Annotated in this window: 14 protein-coding genes; 7 read left to right on the forward strand and 7 right to left on the reverse strand. The window is 65.6% G+C overall.

Annotated features, from left to right (window positions below):
* Positions 1 to 3: 3 nt before the first annotated feature.
* Complete coding sequence (locus tag BGP02_RS07740) at positions 4 to 1,440, reverse strand: FAD-binding oxidoreductase (RefSeq protein WP_261939009.1); 1,437 nt, start codon at positions 1,438 to 1,440, stop codon at positions 4 to 6.
* Between the two features lie 260 nt (positions 1,441 to 1,700).
* Here BGP02_RS07740 and BGP02_RS07745 point away from each other — a divergent pair, with 260 nt between their 5' ends.
* The 4 genes from BGP02_RS07745 to BGP02_RS07760 all read left to right on the forward strand — a co-directional run bounded on the left by BGP02_RS07745 (position 1,701) and on the right by BGP02_RS07760 (position 7,092).
* The gene (locus BGP02_RS07745; RefSeq protein WP_268567409.1) at positions 1,701 to 3,140 is read left to right on the forward strand and encodes an aldehyde dehydrogenase family protein; all 1,440 of its coding nucleotides are present in this window, start codon (positions 1,701 to 1,703) and stop codon (positions 3,138 to 3,140) included.
* A gap of 106 nt (positions 3,141 to 3,246) precedes the next feature.
* The gene (locus BGP02_RS07750) at positions 3,247 to 4,005 is read left to right on the forward strand and encodes an SDR family oxidoreductase (RefSeq protein WP_150564313.1); all 759 of its coding nucleotides are present in this window, start codon (positions 3,247 to 3,249) and stop codon (positions 4,003 to 4,005) included.
* A 93-nt stretch (positions 4,006 to 4,098) separates the two neighbouring features.
* Positions 4,099 to 5,415, forward strand: coding sequence for an MFS transporter (locus BGP02_RS07755; RefSeq protein WP_261939011.1), 1,317 nt, complete (start codon positions 4,099 to 4,101; stop codon positions 5,413 to 5,415).
* Positions 5,416 to 5,583: 168 nt separating this feature from the next.
* Entirely contained in the window at positions 5,584 to 7,092 is a 1,509-nt protein-coding gene (locus BGP02_RS07760; RefSeq protein WP_286798305.1) for an MDR family MFS transporter, read from the forward strand.
* Positions 7,093 to 7,125: 33 nt separating this feature from the next.
* Here BGP02_RS07760 and BGP02_RS07765 read toward each other — a convergent pair whose 3' ends face one another.
* The 4 genes from BGP02_RS07765 to hemC form a co-directional block, all read right to left on the reverse strand.
* Complete coding sequence (locus tag BGP02_RS07765; protein ID WP_150564311.1) at positions 7,126 to 8,298, reverse strand: heme biosynthesis HemY N-terminal domain-containing protein; 1,173 nt, start codon at positions 8,296 to 8,298, stop codon at positions 7,126 to 7,128.
* Between the two features lie 10 nt (positions 8,299 to 8,308).
* The gene (locus tag BGP02_RS07770) at positions 8,309 to 9,472 is read right to left on the reverse strand and encodes a uroporphyrinogen-III C-methyltransferase (RefSeq protein ID WP_261939013.1); all 1,164 of its coding nucleotides are present in this window, start codon (positions 9,470 to 9,472) and stop codon (positions 8,309 to 8,311) included.
* On the reverse strand, positions 9,469 to 10,386 hold the full coding sequence (locus tag BGP02_RS07775) for a uroporphyrinogen-III synthase (RefSeq protein WP_286798306.1): 918 nt from the start codon (positions 10,384 to 10,386) through the stop codon (positions 9,469 to 9,471). The genes BGP02_RS07770 and BGP02_RS07775 overlap by 4 nt, the downstream gene beginning before the upstream one ends.
* A 77-nt stretch (positions 10,387 to 10,463) precedes the next feature.
* Positions 10,464 to 11,432 (reverse strand): hydroxymethylbilane synthase, encoded by a 969-nt coding sequence (gene hemC, locus BGP02_RS07780; RefSeq protein ID WP_261939015.1) that lies wholly within the window; start codon positions 11,430 to 11,432, stop codon positions 10,464 to 10,466.
* Positions 11,433 to 11,511: 79 nt separating this feature from the next.
* Here hemC and ppc point away from each other — a divergent pair, with 79 nt between their 5' ends.
* From ppc to argH, 3 genes are all read left to right on the forward strand, one after another.
* Complete coding sequence (gene ppc, locus BGP02_RS07785) at positions 11,512 to 14,478, forward strand: phosphoenolpyruvate carboxylase (RefSeq protein WP_353744099.1); 2,967 nt, start codon at positions 11,512 to 11,514, stop codon at positions 14,476 to 14,478.
* A gap of 412 nt (positions 14,479 to 14,890) precedes the next feature.
* Positions 14,891 to 15,481: a gamma subclass chorismate mutase AroQ gene (gene aroQ, locus BGP02_RS07790; protein ID WP_286798307.1), complete on the forward strand. Its 591-nt coding sequence runs from the start codon at positions 14,891 to 14,893 to the stop codon at positions 15,479 to 15,481.
* Positions 15,482 to 15,694: 213 nt separating this feature from the next.
* Complete coding sequence (gene argH, locus BGP02_RS07795; RefSeq protein ID WP_261939017.1) at positions 15,695 to 17,092, forward strand: argininosuccinate lyase; 1,398 nt, start codon at positions 15,695 to 15,697, stop codon at positions 17,090 to 17,092.
* Between the two features lie 113 nt (positions 17,093 to 17,205).
* Here argH and gltS read toward each other — a convergent pair whose 3' ends face one another.
* Both gltS and BGP02_RS07805 read right to left on the reverse strand, forming a co-directional pair.
* Positions 17,206 to 18,420: a sodium/glutamate symporter gene (gene gltS, locus BGP02_RS07800; protein WP_286798308.1), complete on the reverse strand. Its 1,215-nt coding sequence runs from the start codon at positions 18,418 to 18,420 to the stop codon at positions 17,206 to 17,208.
* A 637-nt stretch (positions 18,421 to 19,057) separates the two neighbouring features.
* Positions 19,058 to 19,969 (reverse strand): LysR substrate-binding domain-containing protein, encoded by a 912-nt coding sequence (locus tag BGP02_RS07805; RefSeq protein ID WP_286798309.1) that lies wholly within the window; start codon positions 19,967 to 19,969, stop codon positions 19,058 to 19,060.
* Positions 19,970 to 20,025 lie beyond the last annotated feature (56 nt).

Raw genomic sequence — 20,025 nt, forward strand, 5'->3', positions numbered from 1 at the left:
GACTCAGGGAACGAGACGTCCCGGATTGAACAACTGCTGGGGGTCGAGCGCCGCCTTCACGGTGCGCATGAGGGCGAGTTCGGCCGGCGCCTTGTAGCGCTGCATGAGCGGCAAGCCCGTCTGCCCGACGCCGTGTTCGGCACTGAACGTACCGGAGAGCCGTGCGGCCACGTCGTTCACACAGGCGCGCAGGGTGTCGGCCATCGACGCACTGTCGGCAAGCGCCGCCCACGCGGCAAACGAGAACATCGGGATGAAGTGCACGTTGCCGTCGCCCATATGGCCGACGATGGCGATGTCGAGCCCCGGCACGACGGCGTGCACGGCGCGCGTGGCGGCATCGATGAATTCGGACACGCTCGACACTGGCACGGCGCAATCCGTCGTGAGCCCGACGGTGGTCTTTTTGTTGGCTTCGCTCACGCTGTGGCGCACTTCCCAGAGATCGGCGCGCTGCGTGTCGTTCGCCGCGATGACGGCGTCTTCGACCAGCCCTTGCTCGATGGCCTCGCCCAGCGTCTGCGTCAGCACGGCTTCGAGCCCTTCGGCGTCGCGCGTGTCGCTCAGCTCGACCAGCACATGCCAGGCATGCGCGTGCGCGAGCGGATTGCGGCGATTCGGCACGTTGGCCAGCACCAGATCGAGCTGGTGACGATTCATGATTTCAAAGGCCGACAGGCGTGAGCCGCAAGCGCTCTGGAACCTACCGAGAATCTGTTGCGCGGCGGCGGGATCGCGCGGCGCAAACCACGCGAGTGCATGCTGCGTGGGCAACGGATGCAGCTTGAGCGCGGCGGCCGTGATGATGCCCAGCGTGCCCTCCGCGCCGATGAACAGATGCTTGAGATCGATACCGGTGTTGTCCTTGCGAAGCGCGCGCAGTCCCTCCCATACCGTGCCGTCCGCCAGCACGACTTCCAACCCCAGCACATTCTCGCGCGTGTTGCCATAGCGCAGCACGCTCGTGCCGCCCGCATTGGTCGAGAGCGTGCCGCCAATCTGACACGACCCTTCGGCGCCGAGGCTCACCGGATACAGGCGTCCGACGCCAGCCGCCGTCTCCTGCACAGTTTTCAGGATGCACCCGGCTTCGACGACCATCGACCCGTTGGCCGCATCGACCTGCCGAACGCGACGCATGCGCGCCAGGTTCAGAATGACAGGCGCCGGGCCGTCGGTTGGCGGCACCGCCCCGCCGCACAGGCTCGTGTTGCCGCCCTGCGGCAGGATCGGCACGCCCGCGGCGGCACACAACCTGACGACGTCGCTCACCTGCGCGGTGGTCGAGGGCAGCACGACACAAAGCGCCTCGCCCCGGTAACGGCCCCGCCAGTCCTCCGTGTAACCGGCGGTATCGGGCGCATCGCTGAGCACGGCCTGGGCGCCCAGCGCGTCTCGCAACCGAGGGATCAGTGTTTCACGCGTCACTGCGTCGTTCATTGCCTGCGGACTCCTGAATACTTCCGTTCGACGTTGTCGCCACGGCGCGCAGAAGCGCAGGCGGCGAGCGATGGGGGTACGCCAGATGTCCGTCTGGCGATTCATTACGATCAAGGATAGGTGATAAAAAATTGCAATAAAATCTCTTTAATTACTATGCGATCAATTTAGGTGTTTGTGCGGATGTGACGCATGCGACGGTCAACGCCCTCGCGAGTTAAGTGATAATGAGGGCCACCCCCACACGAGGTGACGTTGTCATGCCCGAAGCTACACACTTCATCGGCAACCAATGGGTCGCTCCCGCGAAGAGCCCGACGATTCCCGTTGTTGATCCTTCCGACGGACAAGTCTTTAGCCAGATCGCCCGCGGCGACGCCGAGGACATCGACCGCGCCGTGAGAGCGGCGCGCTCGGCCTTCGACGGCGACTGGGGCCGCACCAGCGCCGCCGAGCGGGGCCGCGTACTCTACGCAATGGCGAACGTGCTGGCCCAACATCACGAGGCATTGGCACAGCTCGAAGCGCGCGACACCGGCAAGCCGCTCAAGCAGGCGCGCGCCGATGCCGCCGCCATCGTGCGCTACTTCGAGTTCTACGCCGGGGCCGCCGACAAGCTGCACGGCGAGTCGATCCCCTACCAGCCCGGCTTCACCGTGTTCACTGTGCGCGAGCCGCACGGCGTGACCGGTCACATCATTCCGTGGAACTACCCGCTGCAGATCTTCGGACGCAGCGTGGCGGCGGCCCTCGCGACCGGCAACGCCTGCGTTGTCAAGCCGGCCGAAGACGCCTGCCTGTCATTGCTGCGCGTCGCCGAGCTGTCGATCGACGCCGGGCTGCCGCCGGGCGCGCTCAATATCGTGACCGGATACGGCGCCGAGGCGGGTGCGTCGCTCGCGCGGCATCCGGGCATCGATCACATCTCGTTTACCGGCTCGCCAGCGACCGGCACGCTGATCTCGCAGATGGCCGCGGAAAACCATACGCCCGTCACGCTCGAACTCGGCGGCAAATCGCCGCAGATCGTTTTCGCCGACGCCGACATGGACGCCGTGCTGCCCGTCGTGGTCAATGCCATCGTGCAGAACGCCGGACAAACGTGCTCCGCCGGCAGCCGTCTGCTCATCGAGCGCGACGCCTACGAGCGCCTGCTCGCGCGTCTGGCCGAGGCGTTCGCACATCTGCGCGTGGGACCGTCTCGGGACGATCTCGATCTCGGCCCGCTGATCAGTGCGCGCCAGCAGCAACGCGTGTGGGACTTCCTGTCCGAAGCGCAGCACGATGGCATTGCGGTGATGTCGCAGGGTGAAGTCGTCGGCAGTGCACCGGAAACCGGGTTCTATCAGGCCCCCACGCTCCTGCGCGACGTTCCCGCCGCCCATCGCCTCGCCCGCGAGGAAGTGTTCGGTCCGGTGCTCGCCGCCATGCCGTTTGTTGACGAGGCCGACGCCGTGCGGCTGGCCAACGGCACGCCCTACGGTCTGGCCGCCGGGGTCTGGACGCGCGATGGCGCACGCCAGATGCGCCTGGCACGCGACATTCGCGCGGGACAGGTCTTCATCAACAACTACGGCGCGGGCGGCGGCGTGGAGCTGCCGTTCGGTGGGCGGAAGCACTCCGGCCACGGACGTGAAAAGGGCTTCGAAGCCCTCTATGGCTTCACGACACTCAAGACCGTGGCCATCCGGCACGGTTGATTCGCAGGACCGGTTGCACACTCCCTGATCTAGATCGCGGCGAAGCATCGAGCGCACGCCCTGTGTCCGACGCTTCGCCATCCCCAGGCACTTCAGGAGACAAGGCATGCGTTTGCAAGAGAAAGTGGCCATCGTCACGGGCGCCGGTTCCGGCTTCGGCGAGGGCATTGCCAAGACGTTTGCGCGCGAAGGCGCCGCCGTCATCGTGAACGATCTGAACCGCGAGGCCGGCGAACGCGTGGCCGCGGACATCGCCAAGGCCGGTGGGCGCGCGGCGTTCGTATGCGGCGATGTGTCCCGAGAGGACGATCACGTCACCCTGCTGGGCGAAGCCGTCACGCGCTTCGGCCATCTCGACATCGTGGTCAATAATGCGGGCACCACGCATCGCAACAAGCCACTGCTCGAAGTCACCGAAGCCGAGTTCGATCGCGTCTATGCCGTGAACGTCAAGAGCATTTTCTGGAGTGCGCGCGCGGTCATGCCGTACTTCCTGCAGCGCGGCGCCGGTGTGATGATCAACATCGCGTCGACGGCGGGTGTGCGACCACGTCCGGGACTCGTCTGGTACAACGGCAGCAAAGGGGCCGTGATTACCGCGAGCAAGGCCATGGCCGCCGAGTTCGGCCCGAAGAACATCCGCGTGAACTGCGTCAACCCCGTCATCGGCGATACCGGATTGACCGCCGAATTCATGGGCGTGCCGAACACCCCCGAGAACCGCGCCAAATTCCTCGCCGGGATTCCGCTCGGGCGCTTCTCCACGCCGCAGGACATTGCCAACGCCTGTCTCTACCTCGCCAGCGACGACGCCGCATTCATCACCGGCGTGTGCCTGGAGGTCGACGGCGGACGCTGCATCTGATCGACCCATCGTTTTTGCAGTCGGTAATCCCGTAGTTGTCGCACTCACACCATAACGACAGACAACACCACGTCAAACCGGAGGAGCTTCCGTATGAACAGCGTTCCCACGCCCCCCTCGCCCATGACCGATGCGTCGTCGGCCGACTTTGAAGCGGCCACCTACCGCAAGGTCGGCTGGCGGCTGATTCCGTTTCTACTGCTGTGCTATGTGGTCGCGTATCTCGACCGGGTCAACGTCGGCTTCGCCAAGCTGCAAATGGTCGGCGACCTGCAATTCTCCGAGACCGTGTTCGGTCTCGGCGCGGGTATCTTCTTCTTCGGCTACTTCCTCTTCGAAGTGCCAAGCAACGTGATCCTGCATCGCGTAGGCGCCCGCGTGTGGATCGCGCGCATCATGATCTCGTGGGGCATCATCTCGGGCGCGACGATGTACGTCACCTCGCCACAGATGTTCTACATCATGCGATTCCTGCTCGGCGTGGCCGAGGCGGGCTTCTTCCCCGGCATCATCCTGTACATCACCTACTGGTATCCGGCCTCGCGGCGCGGACGCATGACCGCCTGGTTCATGACGGCCGTGGCGTTGTCCGGCCTGATCGGCGGACCGCTCTCGGGCTGGATCCTCAAGGACATGAGCGGCGTGAATGGCCTTGCCGGTTGGCAATGGATGTTCCTGATCGAAGCGATCCCGTCGGTGGTGATCGGGCTGATCGTGCTGGTCGTGCTCGACGACCGCATTCGCGACGCCAAATGGCTCAACGATGCCGAGAAGTCCATGCTCGAGCGCAACATCGCCAGCGATGTGCTCAGCAAGGAAGACCTGCCGCTGCGCCGGGTGTTCTCCAGCCCCCGCGTGTGGATGATGAGCCTGATCTACTTCTCGTTCGTGATCGGCCTGTACGGTGTGGGCTTCTGGCTGCCGACGATCATCAAGGGCACGGGCGTGACCGATCCGCTGCAAATCGGCCTGCTTACGGCCATTCCGTATTTCTTCTCGGTGATCGCGATGGTCCTGGTCGGGCGTCGCTCCGATCTGCGCGGCGAGCGTCGCTGGCACATTGCGATACCCGCTTTCGTCGGCGCCATCGGCCTGTTCCTGTCGACGACCTGGAGCCACAACACCCAGCTCGCCATGGTCGCCCTGACGCTGGCCACGATGGGCATCATGATCGTGCTGCCGCTGTTCTGGAGCCTGCCCACGGCCTTTCTGGGCGGCACCGCCGCCGCGGCCGGTATCGCGATGATCAACTCGCTGGGCAATCTGGCCGGTTTCGTGGGCCCGTACCTGATCGGCTTTCTCAAGGACGCCACGCACAGCACCAACAGCGGCATGTTCCTGCTCACGATCTTCATGATTCTGGGCGGACTGCTTACGCTGGCCGTGCCCGCGCGGCTCGTCAACCAATGACGGGTACGGCGGGATCGGCTGACGAAACCGCATCTCGCCGGGAAAGCCCACCCCGCCACGGGGCCGCTGGCCGGGTCGCCACCGTGACCATCCGTTGGGAGTAATATATTTCGCATCGAAAAGGCCGTCCTTGCCGGGACGGCCTGTTTTTTGCTCCCAAAGATCCGCATGCCCGCCAACGACTCTCAGACGACGCCGGCCGGCGTCTCGCTCACCCCCACCGAGGTCAAGTCGATCCTCTCCGGCCTGCTGCTCATCATGTTTTTGGGCTCGCTCGACCAGACCATCGTCGCGCCCGCCCTGCCGACCATCGCCCGAGACCTCGGTAGCTTCGACGCCGTGTCGTGGGTCGTCACCGCTTATCTGCTCTCATCCACGGCCATCACCCCCATCGTCGGCAAGCTCTCCGATCTGTTCGGACGGCGCGTCGTCATCGCCGTGAGCGTGGCCGTTTTCCTCGTGGGGTCGGTGCTGTGCGCGCTGGCGCCGAGCATGCTCGCGCTGATCGTGGCGCGCGGCGTGCAGGGGCTGGGCGGGGGCGGCCTCATCGCGCTGTCCAATACCGTGATCGCGGATATCGTCTCGCCGCGCGAGCGCGGCCGATATCAGGGATATATCTCCGGCATGTTCGCCGTCTCCGGCGTGGCGGGTCCCATCACCGGCGGGGTATTCGCTCAGTACCTGAACTGGACGCTCATCTTCTGGATCAATCTCCCGCTCGGCCTGCTCGCCATCTACCTGAGCGACCGCGCACTGCGCCACCTGCCCCGTCGCGAGGGCAAACCCAGCATCGACTATCTCGGGTCGGCGCTGCTCATCGCCGCGACCGTCTGCCTCCTGCTGGCGCTCACGTGGGGCGGACATCGCTACGCCTGGGTGTCGATGCCCATTGCAGGCCTGCTCGCTGCGAGCGTGATCGTGGGGGCGATCTTTCTGCGCCACCAGCGGGCGGTGCGCGAGCCATTGCTACCGGTGGCGTTGCTTGCCAATCCGGTGTTCCGGATGACATCGACGATGGCCGTGCTCGTGATGATGGTCAACATCAGTATCGGAATCTACGTGCCGCTTTATCTTCAGTTGCAGCGCGGCGAGTCGGCCAGCCGTTCGGGGCTGATGCTGATCCTGCCGTTGCTGGGCATCGTGGTGGGGGCGCTCAGCGCGGGGCATTACATGCGCGCGACGGGGCATTACAAGCGTCCGCCACAGATTGGCCTGCCCGTGGCGTTGCTGGGACTGACGACGATTGCGCTCGGCGTGCAGACACTGCCGCTCTGGGTCGTGGGGCTGTGTCTCGGACTGGTGGGGATCGGCTTCGGCTCGGCCATGCCGGTGATGACCGTGGCGACGCAAAATGCCGTTGCACCGCGCGACATCGGCATTGCGACGGCCGCACACGCGTTCTTCCGGGCGCTCGGCGGGATGATCGGCGTCGCGATGTTCGGCGCGCTCATCGTCGGGCTGTTGGTCTCGGCAGACGGCGGCGCACCGCGCGAACTGACCGACTTCCTTCGCCCAGGCGGCGCACCGCCCGGGATGGAAGATCATGTCCGGCTCGCCTTCGGCGCCTTCTTCGGTGGTAGCGCCCTCATTGCCGCGCTGGCCATCGTCGCGCTCGGCCGCTTGCCGGAACTGCCGTTGCGTCAGAGTTCGGGGAACGAAGCAACGGCCATCGAATGACGATGCGAGCCTGACGGCTCGCTCGCCAGCCATTTACGCGCTCGCGCAGGCCCGATAGTGGCGGTTGGCCAGTTCCATCTGCTCGAGCCCCTCGAAGAGTTGCGCCAGCGCCAGATGCACGCGCTGTTGCAGATGCCGGTCGTCGGTATGACGCAGTGCCCCTTCGAGGAACGTCTGCGCCTTGCCCCACAGCCGCTGGTGCTGGCACAGCTTGCCCAGTGCGAAGAGCAGATCGGGATCGTTCGGATGTCGCTGCTGCCACGCCTCGGCCTTCTGGATGAGCGGCAGGGCATCGCCGCCGGCACAATCGGCATAGCGGCGCAGCAGACGCGGGTCCCAGTGCTCGGCCAGCGCGGCCTCGACGATATCGCGCGCCTCGCGCAGGCGGTCGAGCGAAATCAGCAACTCCGCCGCGACATCGGCGATGCGCGCCGACGTGCGCGCATCGGCCGGCAATTCATTCCAGCACTTGAGCAGCGCGTCGGCATCGTGGCGGTGATCGCGCAGAATGCCCTCGCTGGCCGTCTGCTTGAGCTTGGCCGCCAGCGCCGGATGCAGCGCTTCGCGCTTTTCCAGCACCTTGAGCAGCGCCAGGACCTCGGGCCAATGCTTCAGGTGTTGATGTGCTCGCAGGGCGACCAACTGCGCCTGCATGCGGCGCGCGCCCTGCGCCCGCATCTCGGTCAGGGCTTCGAGCGCCCCTTCCGCATCACGGGTATCGACGCGCAACTCCGCCGTCTGCAACAGACGCGCCTCTTCGAGGTTCGCCCCCTGCGCCTCGGCCAGCCAGCTGTCGCGACGCGCAAACTCGCGCATACGATGCGCCGCGCGCGCCCCGATGATCGCCGCCACGCCGCGATTGTCGTCCTGCTCGGCAGCTTCGCGCGCCGCTTTCTCCGCCCGCGTGTAGCGACCGGCGAAGAGATTCGCCACGGCATCGCGCAACGCGATGTTCGCGCGACGGCTGCGTTGGCGATTGCGGTAAGCGGCCACGCGCTCCGGCATCTTGTAGATGTTGCGCAGAATACGAATGACGACGTACAGCGCAACGAACAAGGCCAGCAACGCCAGCACAAAAAGGTTCAGCGATACGTCCACACGGTACGGTGGCACGAGCATCACCACCTGTCCGTGATTGAATGTCGCCAGCACGGCAAAGCCGGCGGCGACGGCGAACAGGAGCGTTAACCAGATCAGTCCTCGCATGCCCGGCTCCTTACGGCTTGTCCTTGACGTCCTTGACCTGACCGATGGCGGTCAAGCTGGCGTCAAGGGTCGGCAGTTCGATCGTGCGCGAACCCGCGTCGACCTGGTCGAGCAACGTTTTCACGGCGGCGATGCGACGCGACTTGGCGTCGAAATACTTATCGAGCGCGGCCTCCGCGACCACCACGTCGCTATGCACAGCAGACGCGTTGCGCGCAAGCAGCGCCAGTCGCGCATTGAGCAGGCGCAGCTTGAGATTCGCCCGCAGGAACGCGCCCTGCTCCGGCGCCACGAGCATGACGTCCGGGTCGTCCAACCGGCGGACCTGCACCAGTTGCTTGAGGCTGCCCAGCATCTCCGAGGACAGGCGATGCCACGTCGCGATCCAGCCCGCTTCGCTCACGCCGCCCGCACCGGCCGCGCCCCCCGCCGCCGACGTCGGGTCGACGCGCCGCTCCTCGGCCTGCAACGGCAACGTGTCGACCATGGCAATCGCCTGATCGAGCTTGCCGGTCAGTTGCGGCAAATCGGCCGCCGGCACGGCCTTGAGCCGGTCGATGTCCTTCTTCAACGCGTCGCGCACGCCCGCGAGCTGCGGTGCGCCGGAGCGTGCCAGGCGAGCATCGGCACCCTCCAGCGCAATCAGCGCGCCGCGAACGTTGCCGGTGAGCTGCAATTGTTGATTCGCACTCGTGACGATCTGCTCGGTCTCGGCGAGCACCCATTCGTCTCGGTTGTGCGCCAGATCCTGATAGAGCTGTTCGAGTGCGGCCTGCTGGCTGCGCGAATCGGACACCCGCCCTTCGAGCGCCGTGAGCCGGTTTTGCAGATCGCGCTGATTGTCGAGTGCCTGCGCCGTTCGCACCTGCGCCTGCATGACCTGTGCGTCGCCCGTCTGCTGACGGCGCGCCATTTCCTGCTGCACGCGGTCGAGCTTCTGGTTCAGCGACCAGCCGCCGATGCCGGCCCCGGCCGACACGAGCACGAAGAGCAGCCAGGGCAGCGCGGCCCCCGACCCTCGACGCCGAGGCGGCGGCTCGGGCGGCTGCCATGCGGGCGGACTACCCGTCGTGCCATAGGGGGCACCGCCGGCCGTGGTTGCATTCGACGCCGCCGGGCCGGTCGACGCCGACGGGTTCTGGGAAGACTCGGGAACGCGATTATCTGTCGTCATGCTTTGACTTGAATGGGATCCGCCCATGTTTTGAGTGCCGCCAACAAGTTCTCGTCGCCGGGCGCGCATTGCGTAATCCTATCAAACCCCGCAGCCCGCGCGGCATCTGCGATGCGTACATGCGACGTAAAGCACCGCGCCGCCAGGATTTGGGCCAGCACCTGCGGGGTGCCCGGCGTGTGGATGCCATCGCGCGTGCCGTAGCGCGCAGCGAGCTGCGTGGCCAGATGACGCACCGCCTCGGAGCTGGTCAGCACCCAGGCGCAACGCTCCGGCGAAGCCAGCCGGGCTTCCAGCGCGGCCCACGCGGCGGCGTCCGGCGCGGGCGCCCGACGCGTGTAGGCGCTGACGAGGTCCACCTGCGCGCCACGGGCGCGCAAGGTGTCAGCCAGCAGTTCGCGACCGCCGTCGCCCCGCACGATCAGCACGCGGCGCCCTGCCAGCGAAGCGAGGTCGAGTTGCGCGAGAAGCGCTTCCGAGTCGAACCGTGCCGCCGGACCGCCCGGCGGCACGATCACCCGATGTCGTGGCGCGGCGATGCCGGCGTCGGCCAGCGCGTGCGCGCTCCCTGGGCCGACCACGGCCACCGGCAATGCCGCGGGCCACAAGTCGCCCACGTGGATACCGACATCGGTGCGGTCGTCGCTCGTTCGATGATCGAGGGATGCCAGAAGCGCCAGCCGAGCCAGGCCATGCGTCACGGCGTTGGGCGAGACGAACACCGCCAGCGCGTAGGACGCCAGCGAGCGCAATGCGCGATCAAGCGCCGCCAATGTGTCCGGGTCGGCCTGCGCGGCAATGTGCAGCAGCGGGAATGCGAGCGTGTCGATGCCTTCTGCGCGCAACGCGCGGGCAAGCGCATGGGCTTGTCCGTCGGGGCGCGTCAGGATGGCGCACGGCGAGCGAGGCGACATTGCCCCACCGGCAAGGCGCCCGCAGACGGACGCCGGCGCAACGCCAGCGGCGGGCGGCAAGGCCGGCGCGCGCGGGCTCAAGCGGGAGGATCCTTGGGCTCGGGCGGCGGCACCAGCGCCAAGCCTCCCGCATCGATCAGTTCCTGCGCGACCCGCTTCCCGAGCGCCTCGGCGCCGGCCACATCGCCGTCGGCGACATTGGCCGTGCCCTGAGCGCGCAGCACCGTCGCGCCGTCCGTCGACGCAATGAAAGCGCGCAGTGCCAGGTCGCCCTGCTGCGTAAATTCGGCAAACGCGCCCAGCGGCACCTGGCACGAGCCCCCCAGCGCACGCGACACGGCGCGCTCGGCGCTCACGGCCAGCGTGGTGTGGCCATGGTGAAGTGCGGCGAGCCATTGCAGGATTTCGGGACGTCCTGCGCGCACTTCGATGCCCAGCGCGCCCTGCCCGGCGGCCGGCAGGCTCACCTCCGGCGCGAGCGTGGCGCGAATGCGCTCGCCCAATCCCAGGCGTTTGAGACCGGCCGCCGCAAGAATGATCGCGGCGAAATCGCCCCGGTCGAGCTTGCCCAGACGCGTATCGAGGTTGCCCCGCAACGGCGCCACCAACAGGTGCGGATACCGGGCACGCAGACTCACTTCACGGCGCAGGCTCGACGTGCCGACCACCGCCCCGGCGGGCAGTGCATCGAGACTGTGGTAATCGTTGCTAACGAAGGCATCGCAGGGATCCTCGCGCTCTAGCACCGCGGCCAGCGTGAAGCCTTCGGGCAGTTGCATCGGCACGTCCTTGAGCGAATGGACGGCGAGATCGGCCCGTCCATCGGCCAGAGCAAGTTCGAGTTCCTTGACGAATAGCCCCTTGCCGCCGACCTTCGCGAGCGAGCGATCGAGAATTTGGTCACCGCGAGTGGTCATTCCGAGGATACTCACGCGACACTGCGGATATAATTTGTGCAGCGCGTCACGCACGTGTTCGGCTTGCCACATGGCGAGCCGGCTCTCGCGCGAAGCGATCACCAGGGTTTCAGGAGCAGCGAAGTTCATTCAGCAACCGCGTGAAGACCAAAAGAAAAAATGGTAACACGCTTGACCGGCCCGAACGGCGGGTCGTGAGAGGAGCGACATGAAGAGCAGCGCAAAGGTAAAAGCCCCGCAAGAGGGCCTCGCCAAGTCGGTCGGCAAGACTTCCCCCGCGAAGGCAGCAGCCGCGGCCCCATCCACTTCCCGCCTGACGGCAGATGGGCCGGCCAAGGGCAAGGCCCGCCGCTCGCGTGAAGACAAGGACGCCCCGCTGCGCGAGGACATCCGCTTCCTCGGCCGCCTGTTGGGCGACGTGCTGCGCGAGCAACAAGGCAGCGACGCGTTCGATCTGGTCGAGACCATTCGCCAGAATGCGGTGCGCTTTCACCGCGAGGGCGACCGCAGCGCCGCCCGCGCGCTGGGCGCATTGCTCAACGGTCTGACCAACGAGCAAGCCATCGAGGTGGTGCGCGCGTTCAGCTACTTCTCGCATCTGGCCAACATCGCCGAGGACCGCCATCACAACCGCCGCCGTCGCGTGCACGCGCTCGCCGGCAGCCGGGCCCAGCCGGGCAGCCTGCGCGCCGCGCTGCAAAGCCTGAAAGACGCCGGCCTTGCCGATCCCGCCACGCTGCAGGCGTTCTTCGCGAGCGCGCTCATCGTGCCGGTGCTCACCGCCCACCCGACCGAAGTCCAGCGCAAGAGCATTCTCGACGCCGAGCGCGAAATTGCCCGTCTACTCGCGCATCGCGACGACGCCCTCACCGAGCGTGAGGCCTCGCGCAACACCGAATCCATGCGTGCCTACGTCACCACGCTCTGGCAGACGCGCATGCTGCGCAGTTCGCGCCTGACCGTGGCCGATGAAATCGAGAACGCGCTGTCGTACTACCGGAGCACGTTCCTCTCCGAGATTCCCGCCCTGTACGACGACGTGAGCGCCGAACTGCACGACGCCGTGCCCGCCGTGCGCGCCGAAGGCCTCGGCCGCTTCCTGCAGATGGGTAGCTGGATCGGCGGCGATCGCGACGGCAACCCGAACGTCACGGCGCAAACGCTGCAACTGGCGATCACGAGCCAGGCCACCGAAATCTTCGCGCACTACCTCGAACAGGTGCACTTGCTGGGCGCGGAGTTGTCCGTCTCGCAACTGCTCGCCGGCGCCAGCGACGCGCTGCTCACGCTCGCGCGCCGCTCGCCCGACGATTCGCCGCACCGCACCGACGAGCCCTATCGACGCGCGCTCATCGGCGTGTACGCGCGTCTGGCCGCTACGGCGCGCGAATGGGTCGGCCATGTGCCGCATCGCGTCGCGGTCGGTCGCGCCAGCCCGTATCTCGACGCGAGCGAATTCATCTCGGATCTGAATACGGTGGTCGCGTCGCTCATGGCGCATCATGGCGGCGCTCTGGTCGCGCAACGCCTCGGCCCGCTCGTACGCGCCGCCGAGGTGTTCGGCTTCCATCTGGCCAGCATCGACCTGCGCCAGAGTTCGGACATTCACGAAGCCGTCATCGCCGAGTTGTTCGCCAAGGCGGGCATCGAAGCGAATTACGCGAAGCTCGACGAAGACCAGAAGCTCGCCCTGCTGCTGCGCGAACTGCGCGAGCCGCGCCCGTTGTTCTCGCCCTATCTCGACTACTCGCAGCGCACGCGCGACGAGCTGGCCGTGTTTGCCGCGGCGCGCGACATCCGCGCCCGCTTCGGCCCCCGCGCGGTGCGCAACTACATCATTTCGCATACGGAAACCGTGAGCGATCTGGTGGAAGTCATGCTGCTGCAAAAGGAGACCGGCCTCTTCCAGGGGGCGCTGGGTGGCAACGGCGCGAAGGCCATCGAGCCCAAGGTCGGTGCGATGGTCATCCCGCTGTTCGAAACGATTGCCGACTTGCGCAATGCGCCGGTCATCATGCGCGCGTTCTTCGACATCCCCGGCATGTCCGAGGTGGTCACGCAGCAAGGCGGCGAGCAGGAAGTCATGCTCGGCTACTCCGACAGCAACAAGGACGGCGGCTTCCTCACGTCGAACTGGGAGTTGTACAAGGCCGAACTCGCACTGGTCCATCTGTTCGAAGAGAAAGGCATTCGCCTGCGCCTGTTCCACGGCCGCGGCGGCACCGTGGGGCGTGGCGGCGGCCCGACCTACCAGGCCATCCTGTCGCAACCGCCAGGCACGGTGAAGGGGCAGATTCGTCTGACCGAGCAAGGCGAGATCATTGCGAGCAAGTTCGCCAACCCGGAGATCGGGCGGCGCAACCTGGAGACCATCGTGGCGGCCACGCTCGAAGCCACGCTGCTGCCGAGCCGCAACCAGCCGCCGCGTCTGGCCGCGTACGAACAGGTCATGCAGACGCTCTCGGACACGGCCTTCGCCGCGTATCGCGACCTCGTCTACGAGACGCCGGGCTTCACCGACTACTTCTTCTCGGCCACCCCGATCGCGGAAATCGCCGAGCTCAACATCGGCTCGCGTCCCGCCTCGCGCAAGTTCTCGGATCCGAAGAACCGTCGTATCGAAGACCTGCGCGCGATTCCGTGGGGCTTCTCGTGGGGCCAGTGCCGTCTGCTCATCACCGGCTGGTACGGCTTCGGCAGCGCCGTGCAGGCATTTCTCGACGGCGGGCAAGGTAAAGCCGCGAAGGCCGACGCCGAAGGTCGCGAAAAGCGTCTCGATACCTTGCGTCAGATGGTCAAGCGCTGGCCGTTCTTCGCGACGCTGCTCTCGAACATGGACATGGTGCTCGCCAAGACCGATCTGGCCGTGGCGTCGCGTTATGCCGAACTGGTGCCGGACGAAAAGCTGCGCAAGCGCGTGTTCAATCGCATCGTTGCCGAATGGCAGAGCACGTCGCAGGCGCTCGCGCTCATCACCGGTCACGAGGAGCGACTGGCGGACAACCCGCTGCTCGCCCGCTCGATCAAGAACCGCTTCCCCTACCTCGATCCGCTCAACCACTTGCAAGTCGAGTTGTTGCGCCGGCATCGTGCGGGGGAATCGGACGAGCGCGCGCGTCGCGGCATCCACCTGTCCATCAACGGCATTGCCGCCGGGCTGCGCAACACGGGCTGACGTCCTCGCGGCGTGACCCGGCGCCGGCTCCGCAGTCCGCGGGGCCGGCGCACAACGTCGATGGGCCGAAAACGCCATGTTGGCCGCGCGGTACTCCGCTTGAGATTCTCCCCAACGACAGTGGGCCGATAGAACGGTATATTTCGGGAATTCGATTCGATGGCTGCCGGGGGGCCCATCCATCATGCAATCCGATTCCAACGCAGTCTCCGCGCGAGGTACGCGCTTGCGACGGGTCTCCAGACGCTTCACGGCCACCGCGCTTGGCCTGATTTGCGCAGGTGCACAGGCGGGTTCGGCCGTCCAGATGTCACCACACAACGCCAGCACCGGCCTTTCATCTTCCGCATCTTCGCCCCCGCCCGCGCCCGTCTCGCATGCACTCGCTGCGGCGCCGCACGGCGTGCGCGGTTTGGCCGTACGCCTTGTCTCGCAAACGCTCGCGTCGTCGCCCGCGAGTTCACCCAAGCCGCGGCCGATCGTCGATCCCGTGCTCGACCCGCTGATGCACGGGATTCTGGAGCGACTGGCGATCAGCGAAGCGGTTGCGCGGACCAAATACACGTCGGGCAAGCCGGTGCAGGACACCCCGCGCGAGCAGGCGTTGCTTGACAGCATGGGAGACCGGGCCACCCAGTACGGCCTGACGCCTGCGCAGGTGCGCACGTTCTTCCGTCTGCAGATCGAGGCGGGCAAGCTGGTGCAGACCGCCTTGCTGGCCCGCTGGAAGCGCGAAGGCAGCGCGCCCGGGGAGCCGGTCGATCTGGCCACGCGTTTGCGTCCGGCGCTCGACCGGCTCGGCACTTCGCTCATGCGCGATCTCGGCCGCCTGTGCGCGTTGCCCGACGATCCATCGCGCATGGCGCGCATTCACCAGGCCCGCGAGCGGATCGCCAAGACGGCGAAGCTCGAAGCGCTGCAACGGGCGGCGTTCGACGAGGCAACGTCGGGTCTGTGCCTGTCGGCGCCGCCGCGCGTCTGGACGCTGTCGATGACGCACTGACCGGCACGCCCTGGCCCGGCCGCGCTCGACGCTGCGCCGACCGAGGCACCCTGCCCTGAGCGCTGGCGATGTTGCGCCGGCTGGGGCGCGCTGGACCCGCCGTCGGCCGAGTCGATGGGCCAACGCCGGGGTTGTATAATCCCGGTTTGCCGTGCTCCGCCACGGTCCGCTTCCATCTGCCCCCGATGGGCCTCGATTAGCCAAGCTACGACAATGACCTCCCAACTCCACAAGAAAGGCGAAGCCTGGTCGGCCCGCTTTTCCGAACCCGTTTCCGAACTCGTCAAGCGCTATACGGCGTCGGTCTTCTTCGACAAGCGCCTGGCGCTGTTCGACATCGAAGGGTCGCTCGCCCATGCCGATATGCTGTCGGCGCAAGGCATCATCAGCGCCCAGGATCTGGCCGACATCCAGCGCGGCATGACGCAGATTCGCGGCGAGATCGAACGTGGCGAGCTCGAGTGGCAACTGGATCTCGAAGACGTTCACCTGAACATCGAAGCGCGCCTGACCGCCCTCATCGGCGATGCCGGCAAGCGCCTGCACACCGGCCGCTCGCGTAACGATCAGGTGGCGACCGACATCCGACTGTGGCTGCGCAGCGAAATCGATCGCATCGGCAATCACCTCGGCGACCTGCGCCGGGCATTGCTGGATCTGGCCGACCAGCACAGCGCCACGATTCTGCCGGGCTTCACTCACCTGCAAGTCGCACAACCGGTGACGTTCGGTCATCACCTGCTGGCTTACTTCGAGATGTTCAGCCGCGACGCGGAACGCATGCTCGACGTGCGCCGCCGCGTGAACCGGCTGCCGCTGGGCGCTGCGGCGCTCGCCGGCACGAGCTATCCGATCGATCGGGAACGGGTCGCGGCGACGCTTGGCTTCGAAGAAGTCTGCGCGAACTCACTCGACGCCGTGTCGGATCGCGACTTCGCGATCGAATTCACGGCCGCCGCCGCGCTCGTGATGACGCACGTCTCGCGCTTCTCGGAAGAGTTGGTGCTGTGGATGAGCCCGCGCGTGGGCTTCATCGATCTGGCCGACCGCTTCTGTACCGGCAGCTCGATCATGCCGCAGAAGAAGAACCCGGACGTGCCCGAACTCGCGCGCGGCAAGACCGGTCGCGTCAACGGCCACCTGATCGCGCTGCTCACGCTGATGAAGGGCCAGCCGCTCGCCTACAACAAGGACAATCAGGAAGACAAGGAACCGCTGTTCGACACGGTCGACACCGTGATCGACACGCTGCGCATCTTCGCGGACATGGTGCCGGGCATCAAGGTACGCGAAGCCAATATGCGCAACGCCGCGCTGCAAGGCTTCTCGACCGCCACCGATCTGGCCGACTACCTCGTCAAGAAGGGTCTGCCGTTCCGCGACGCCCACGAAATCGTGGCGCATGCCGTGAAGATCTGCTCGGATCGCGATATCGATCTGGCCGACCTGTCGCTCGCCGAGTTGCAGAAGTTCTCGCCGCTCGTCGGTGAGGATGTCTTCGATTGCCTCACGCTCGAAGGCTCGGTCGCCAGCCGCAACCACATCGGCGGCACCGCGCCCGCCCAAGTGCAACGCGCCATCGCCGCCGCACGCGCGAAGCTCGCCAAGTAAGTGGCCCTGGCCAGGTCATTCGACTTGGCGGGCGCCAACGAAAATGCCACCCGGATGGGTGGCATTTTTCATGCGCGCGAGATGGACGTACGCGCGGGATCATGTCCCTCGCATCAGAACAGCGGCAGCGACAGGAACCCCTTGATGATGATCGCGTTGAGGATGTCGATGAAGAACGCCCCCACCATCGGCACGATCAGGAATGCGATGTGCGACGGGCCGAAACGCTCGGTCACCGCCTGCATGTTGGCGATGGCCGTCGGCGTCGCACCCAGCCCGAATCCGCAGTGGCCCGCCGCGAGCACGGCCGCATCGTAGTTGCGTCCCATGACGCGGAACGTGACGAAGATCGCATACGCCGCCATCGCGACCGCCTGCACAACGAGAATCACGATCATCGGCAGCGCCAGCGTCGAGAGATCCCACAGACGCAAGGTCATGAGCGCCATCGCCAGAAAGAGCGAGAGACTCACATTGCCAAGCACCGACAGCGAGCGCTCAAACACCTCGTAGCCCACGAGCGACAGCAAATTGCGCACAACGACACCGGTAAACAGCACGCACACGAACGTCGGCAATTCGAAGGCCGTGCCTGCCAGCCAGCGCGCAATGACCTCGCCGCCCAGCAAACAGATGGCAATCATCGCGACCGTTTCGATCAGCGCCTGCGCGGTGATCAACCGCACCGTGTGCGGCTGCTCGAAGCCCTCCGGCGTGGTCTGTTGCGCCGCGGCGGCGCCCGGCACGTTGGTGCCCAGACGCCCCACCAGGTAACGCGCGACCGGCCCGCCCAGCAACCCGCCAAACACCAGCCCGAAGGTGGCGCAAGCCATCGCGATTTCCAGTGCCGACTGCACACCATAGCGCGCGGTCAGCGTGTCACCCCATGCCGCGCCCGTGCCGTGTCCGCCCGCCAGCGTAATCGACCCGCCCAACAAGCCGACGCCCGGCGCCAGCCCCATCATGGACGCAAGTCCCACGCCGATCGCGTTCTGTACGATCAGCATGCCCGCCACCACACCAAGAAACAGCACCAGGCGACGCCCACCGGCCTTCAGGCTGGCTAGATTGGCCGACAGCCCGATGGTCGCGAAAAAGGCGAGCATGAGCGGCGTTTGCAACGACGTGTCGAACTTCAGCTCAACCTGCCCGAACTGGCGCAGCGCCAACGCGCCCACGGCCACCAGCAGGCCTGCCGCCACGGGTTCAGGAATGCTGTAGGTGCGCAGCGGCCCAATCCATTCGACCAGCTTGCGCCCAAGCAACAACACCAACGTGGCACAGACGAGCGTGCCGTAGGTGCTGAACTCCAGTTGTCCGATTCCCATGAATCCTCCCGCTCGAAAAAAGTGCGTCGAGTGTAGCAACCGATTCGGCCCAAATTAACGGGAAATCACCCAAATTGGCGCAGTTCGAGCCAAACCACAAATTGGGTACGCCCCGCCGCATCTCGACGATCGTCAGGCATCTGCCGCCATTCAATGGCCAATTTCGCGAATTCGGCTACGCATTTTCGTCTGACGACGCTTCGCAACGCGCGATACGTGAAATGCGTCCAGCAAAAACGGGCGTATAAGGCGCGCCGCCACGTCGTCCATCCGCATCGGGTCAGCTGAAGCCGCAGGCAAAATGCGAATGCCACCGCCATCCCGGCATTGGCTTGAGATGCCATCCAATCTTCCGATACGCTGCTGTGGCTGCGCCATGCGCGGGACCGTGCAGTTCATAACGGCGAAGATCCGCCTGCACGGCGTGTGAATCCAGGAAGGAAATGAGAACGGTAGTCCTGCAATCAGCACCGGCTTTGATCGGCGACAAGTCAAAGTCCTCCCGCCTGATACTGCGTTCATACTGTCCGACCGACGCGGGCGCCATATTTTTAACGATGGCCGAAACGGATTACAGAAGTATCCGTGCGTTCATGTACCCGTGATAGGCGCCAGATCATCAACGCGTCAGGGCCGTTCACCGTGTCGGTAGTTGGCAACCGACGCCTTGGTTTTCGATTGTCGCCTTGAGGATCTCCGCCAGATCCCGAGCCGCATCGGACAGATGATCCTGTTTCAACATCCATAACTCAAGAGGTGGCAGTGCCGGCAAGCAGTTGTCGAGCCGGCGTATTCCAGGCGGCACGCCATGGGCTGTGCGCACTGTGACGCCTAATCCAAATCGTAAGGCCGCCCAAACACCGGGCAGGCTGGGCGTGGTAAGCGAAAGGCGCCATCGGATGCCCGCCTGATCGAGCGAGCGAAGAGCAGCCTGCCGGAACAGGCAGGGGTGATCAAAGAGCACAAGCGGCAGAGCGCCGGAGGCATCACGAAGCGGTTCAATGTCTTCATCTTTGGAAAGCCAAAGCATCGGCATCGTCGCCAGGTGATCTTCAGTCCCCGGACGATCCGCTCCGGTGAAAGCGAGAGCCACATCGAGCCGTCCGGACTTTACTTGTTCTTCAAGCGCGTAGTTTCTGCCCGCACGAACCATGACATGCACATTCGGTCGTCTCTCTGAGAACGTCGCGAGAGCACTGGGCATGATGTCCTCGAAGAAATCCTGTGGCAGGCCCAAGCGAATGGTAGGCAGCGCCGCCGACGCCCCCAACGCCACGGCCGCCTCGTCATGCATGGCTACGATCCGACGCGCGTAACTGAGGAGAGTGTCGCCTGCTTCCGTCGGCACCAGACCGCGACCGCGTCGGTGGAACAGTACATGACCTGCCTGCTCTTCGAGGCGCTTCAGTTGCATGCTGACAGCAGACTGTGATCTACCGAGATGTACGGCAGCGCGAGCGAAACTCCCGAGGTCGGTGCCCACGATCATCGTACGCAGCGCTTCAATGTCGAATTGCGGTGTCATCGATCCGATTTCTTGAACTGTCACTTCAATAATATCAAGTTTTCGAATTCGTCAGAATGAATTAATCTCCTTAGAAAACA

Source organism: Pandoraea sp. 64-18 (genome assembly GCF_001899225.1).
Lineage (GTDB): Bacteria > Pseudomonadota > Gammaproteobacteria > Burkholderiales > Burkholderiaceae > Pandoraea > Pandoraea cepalis.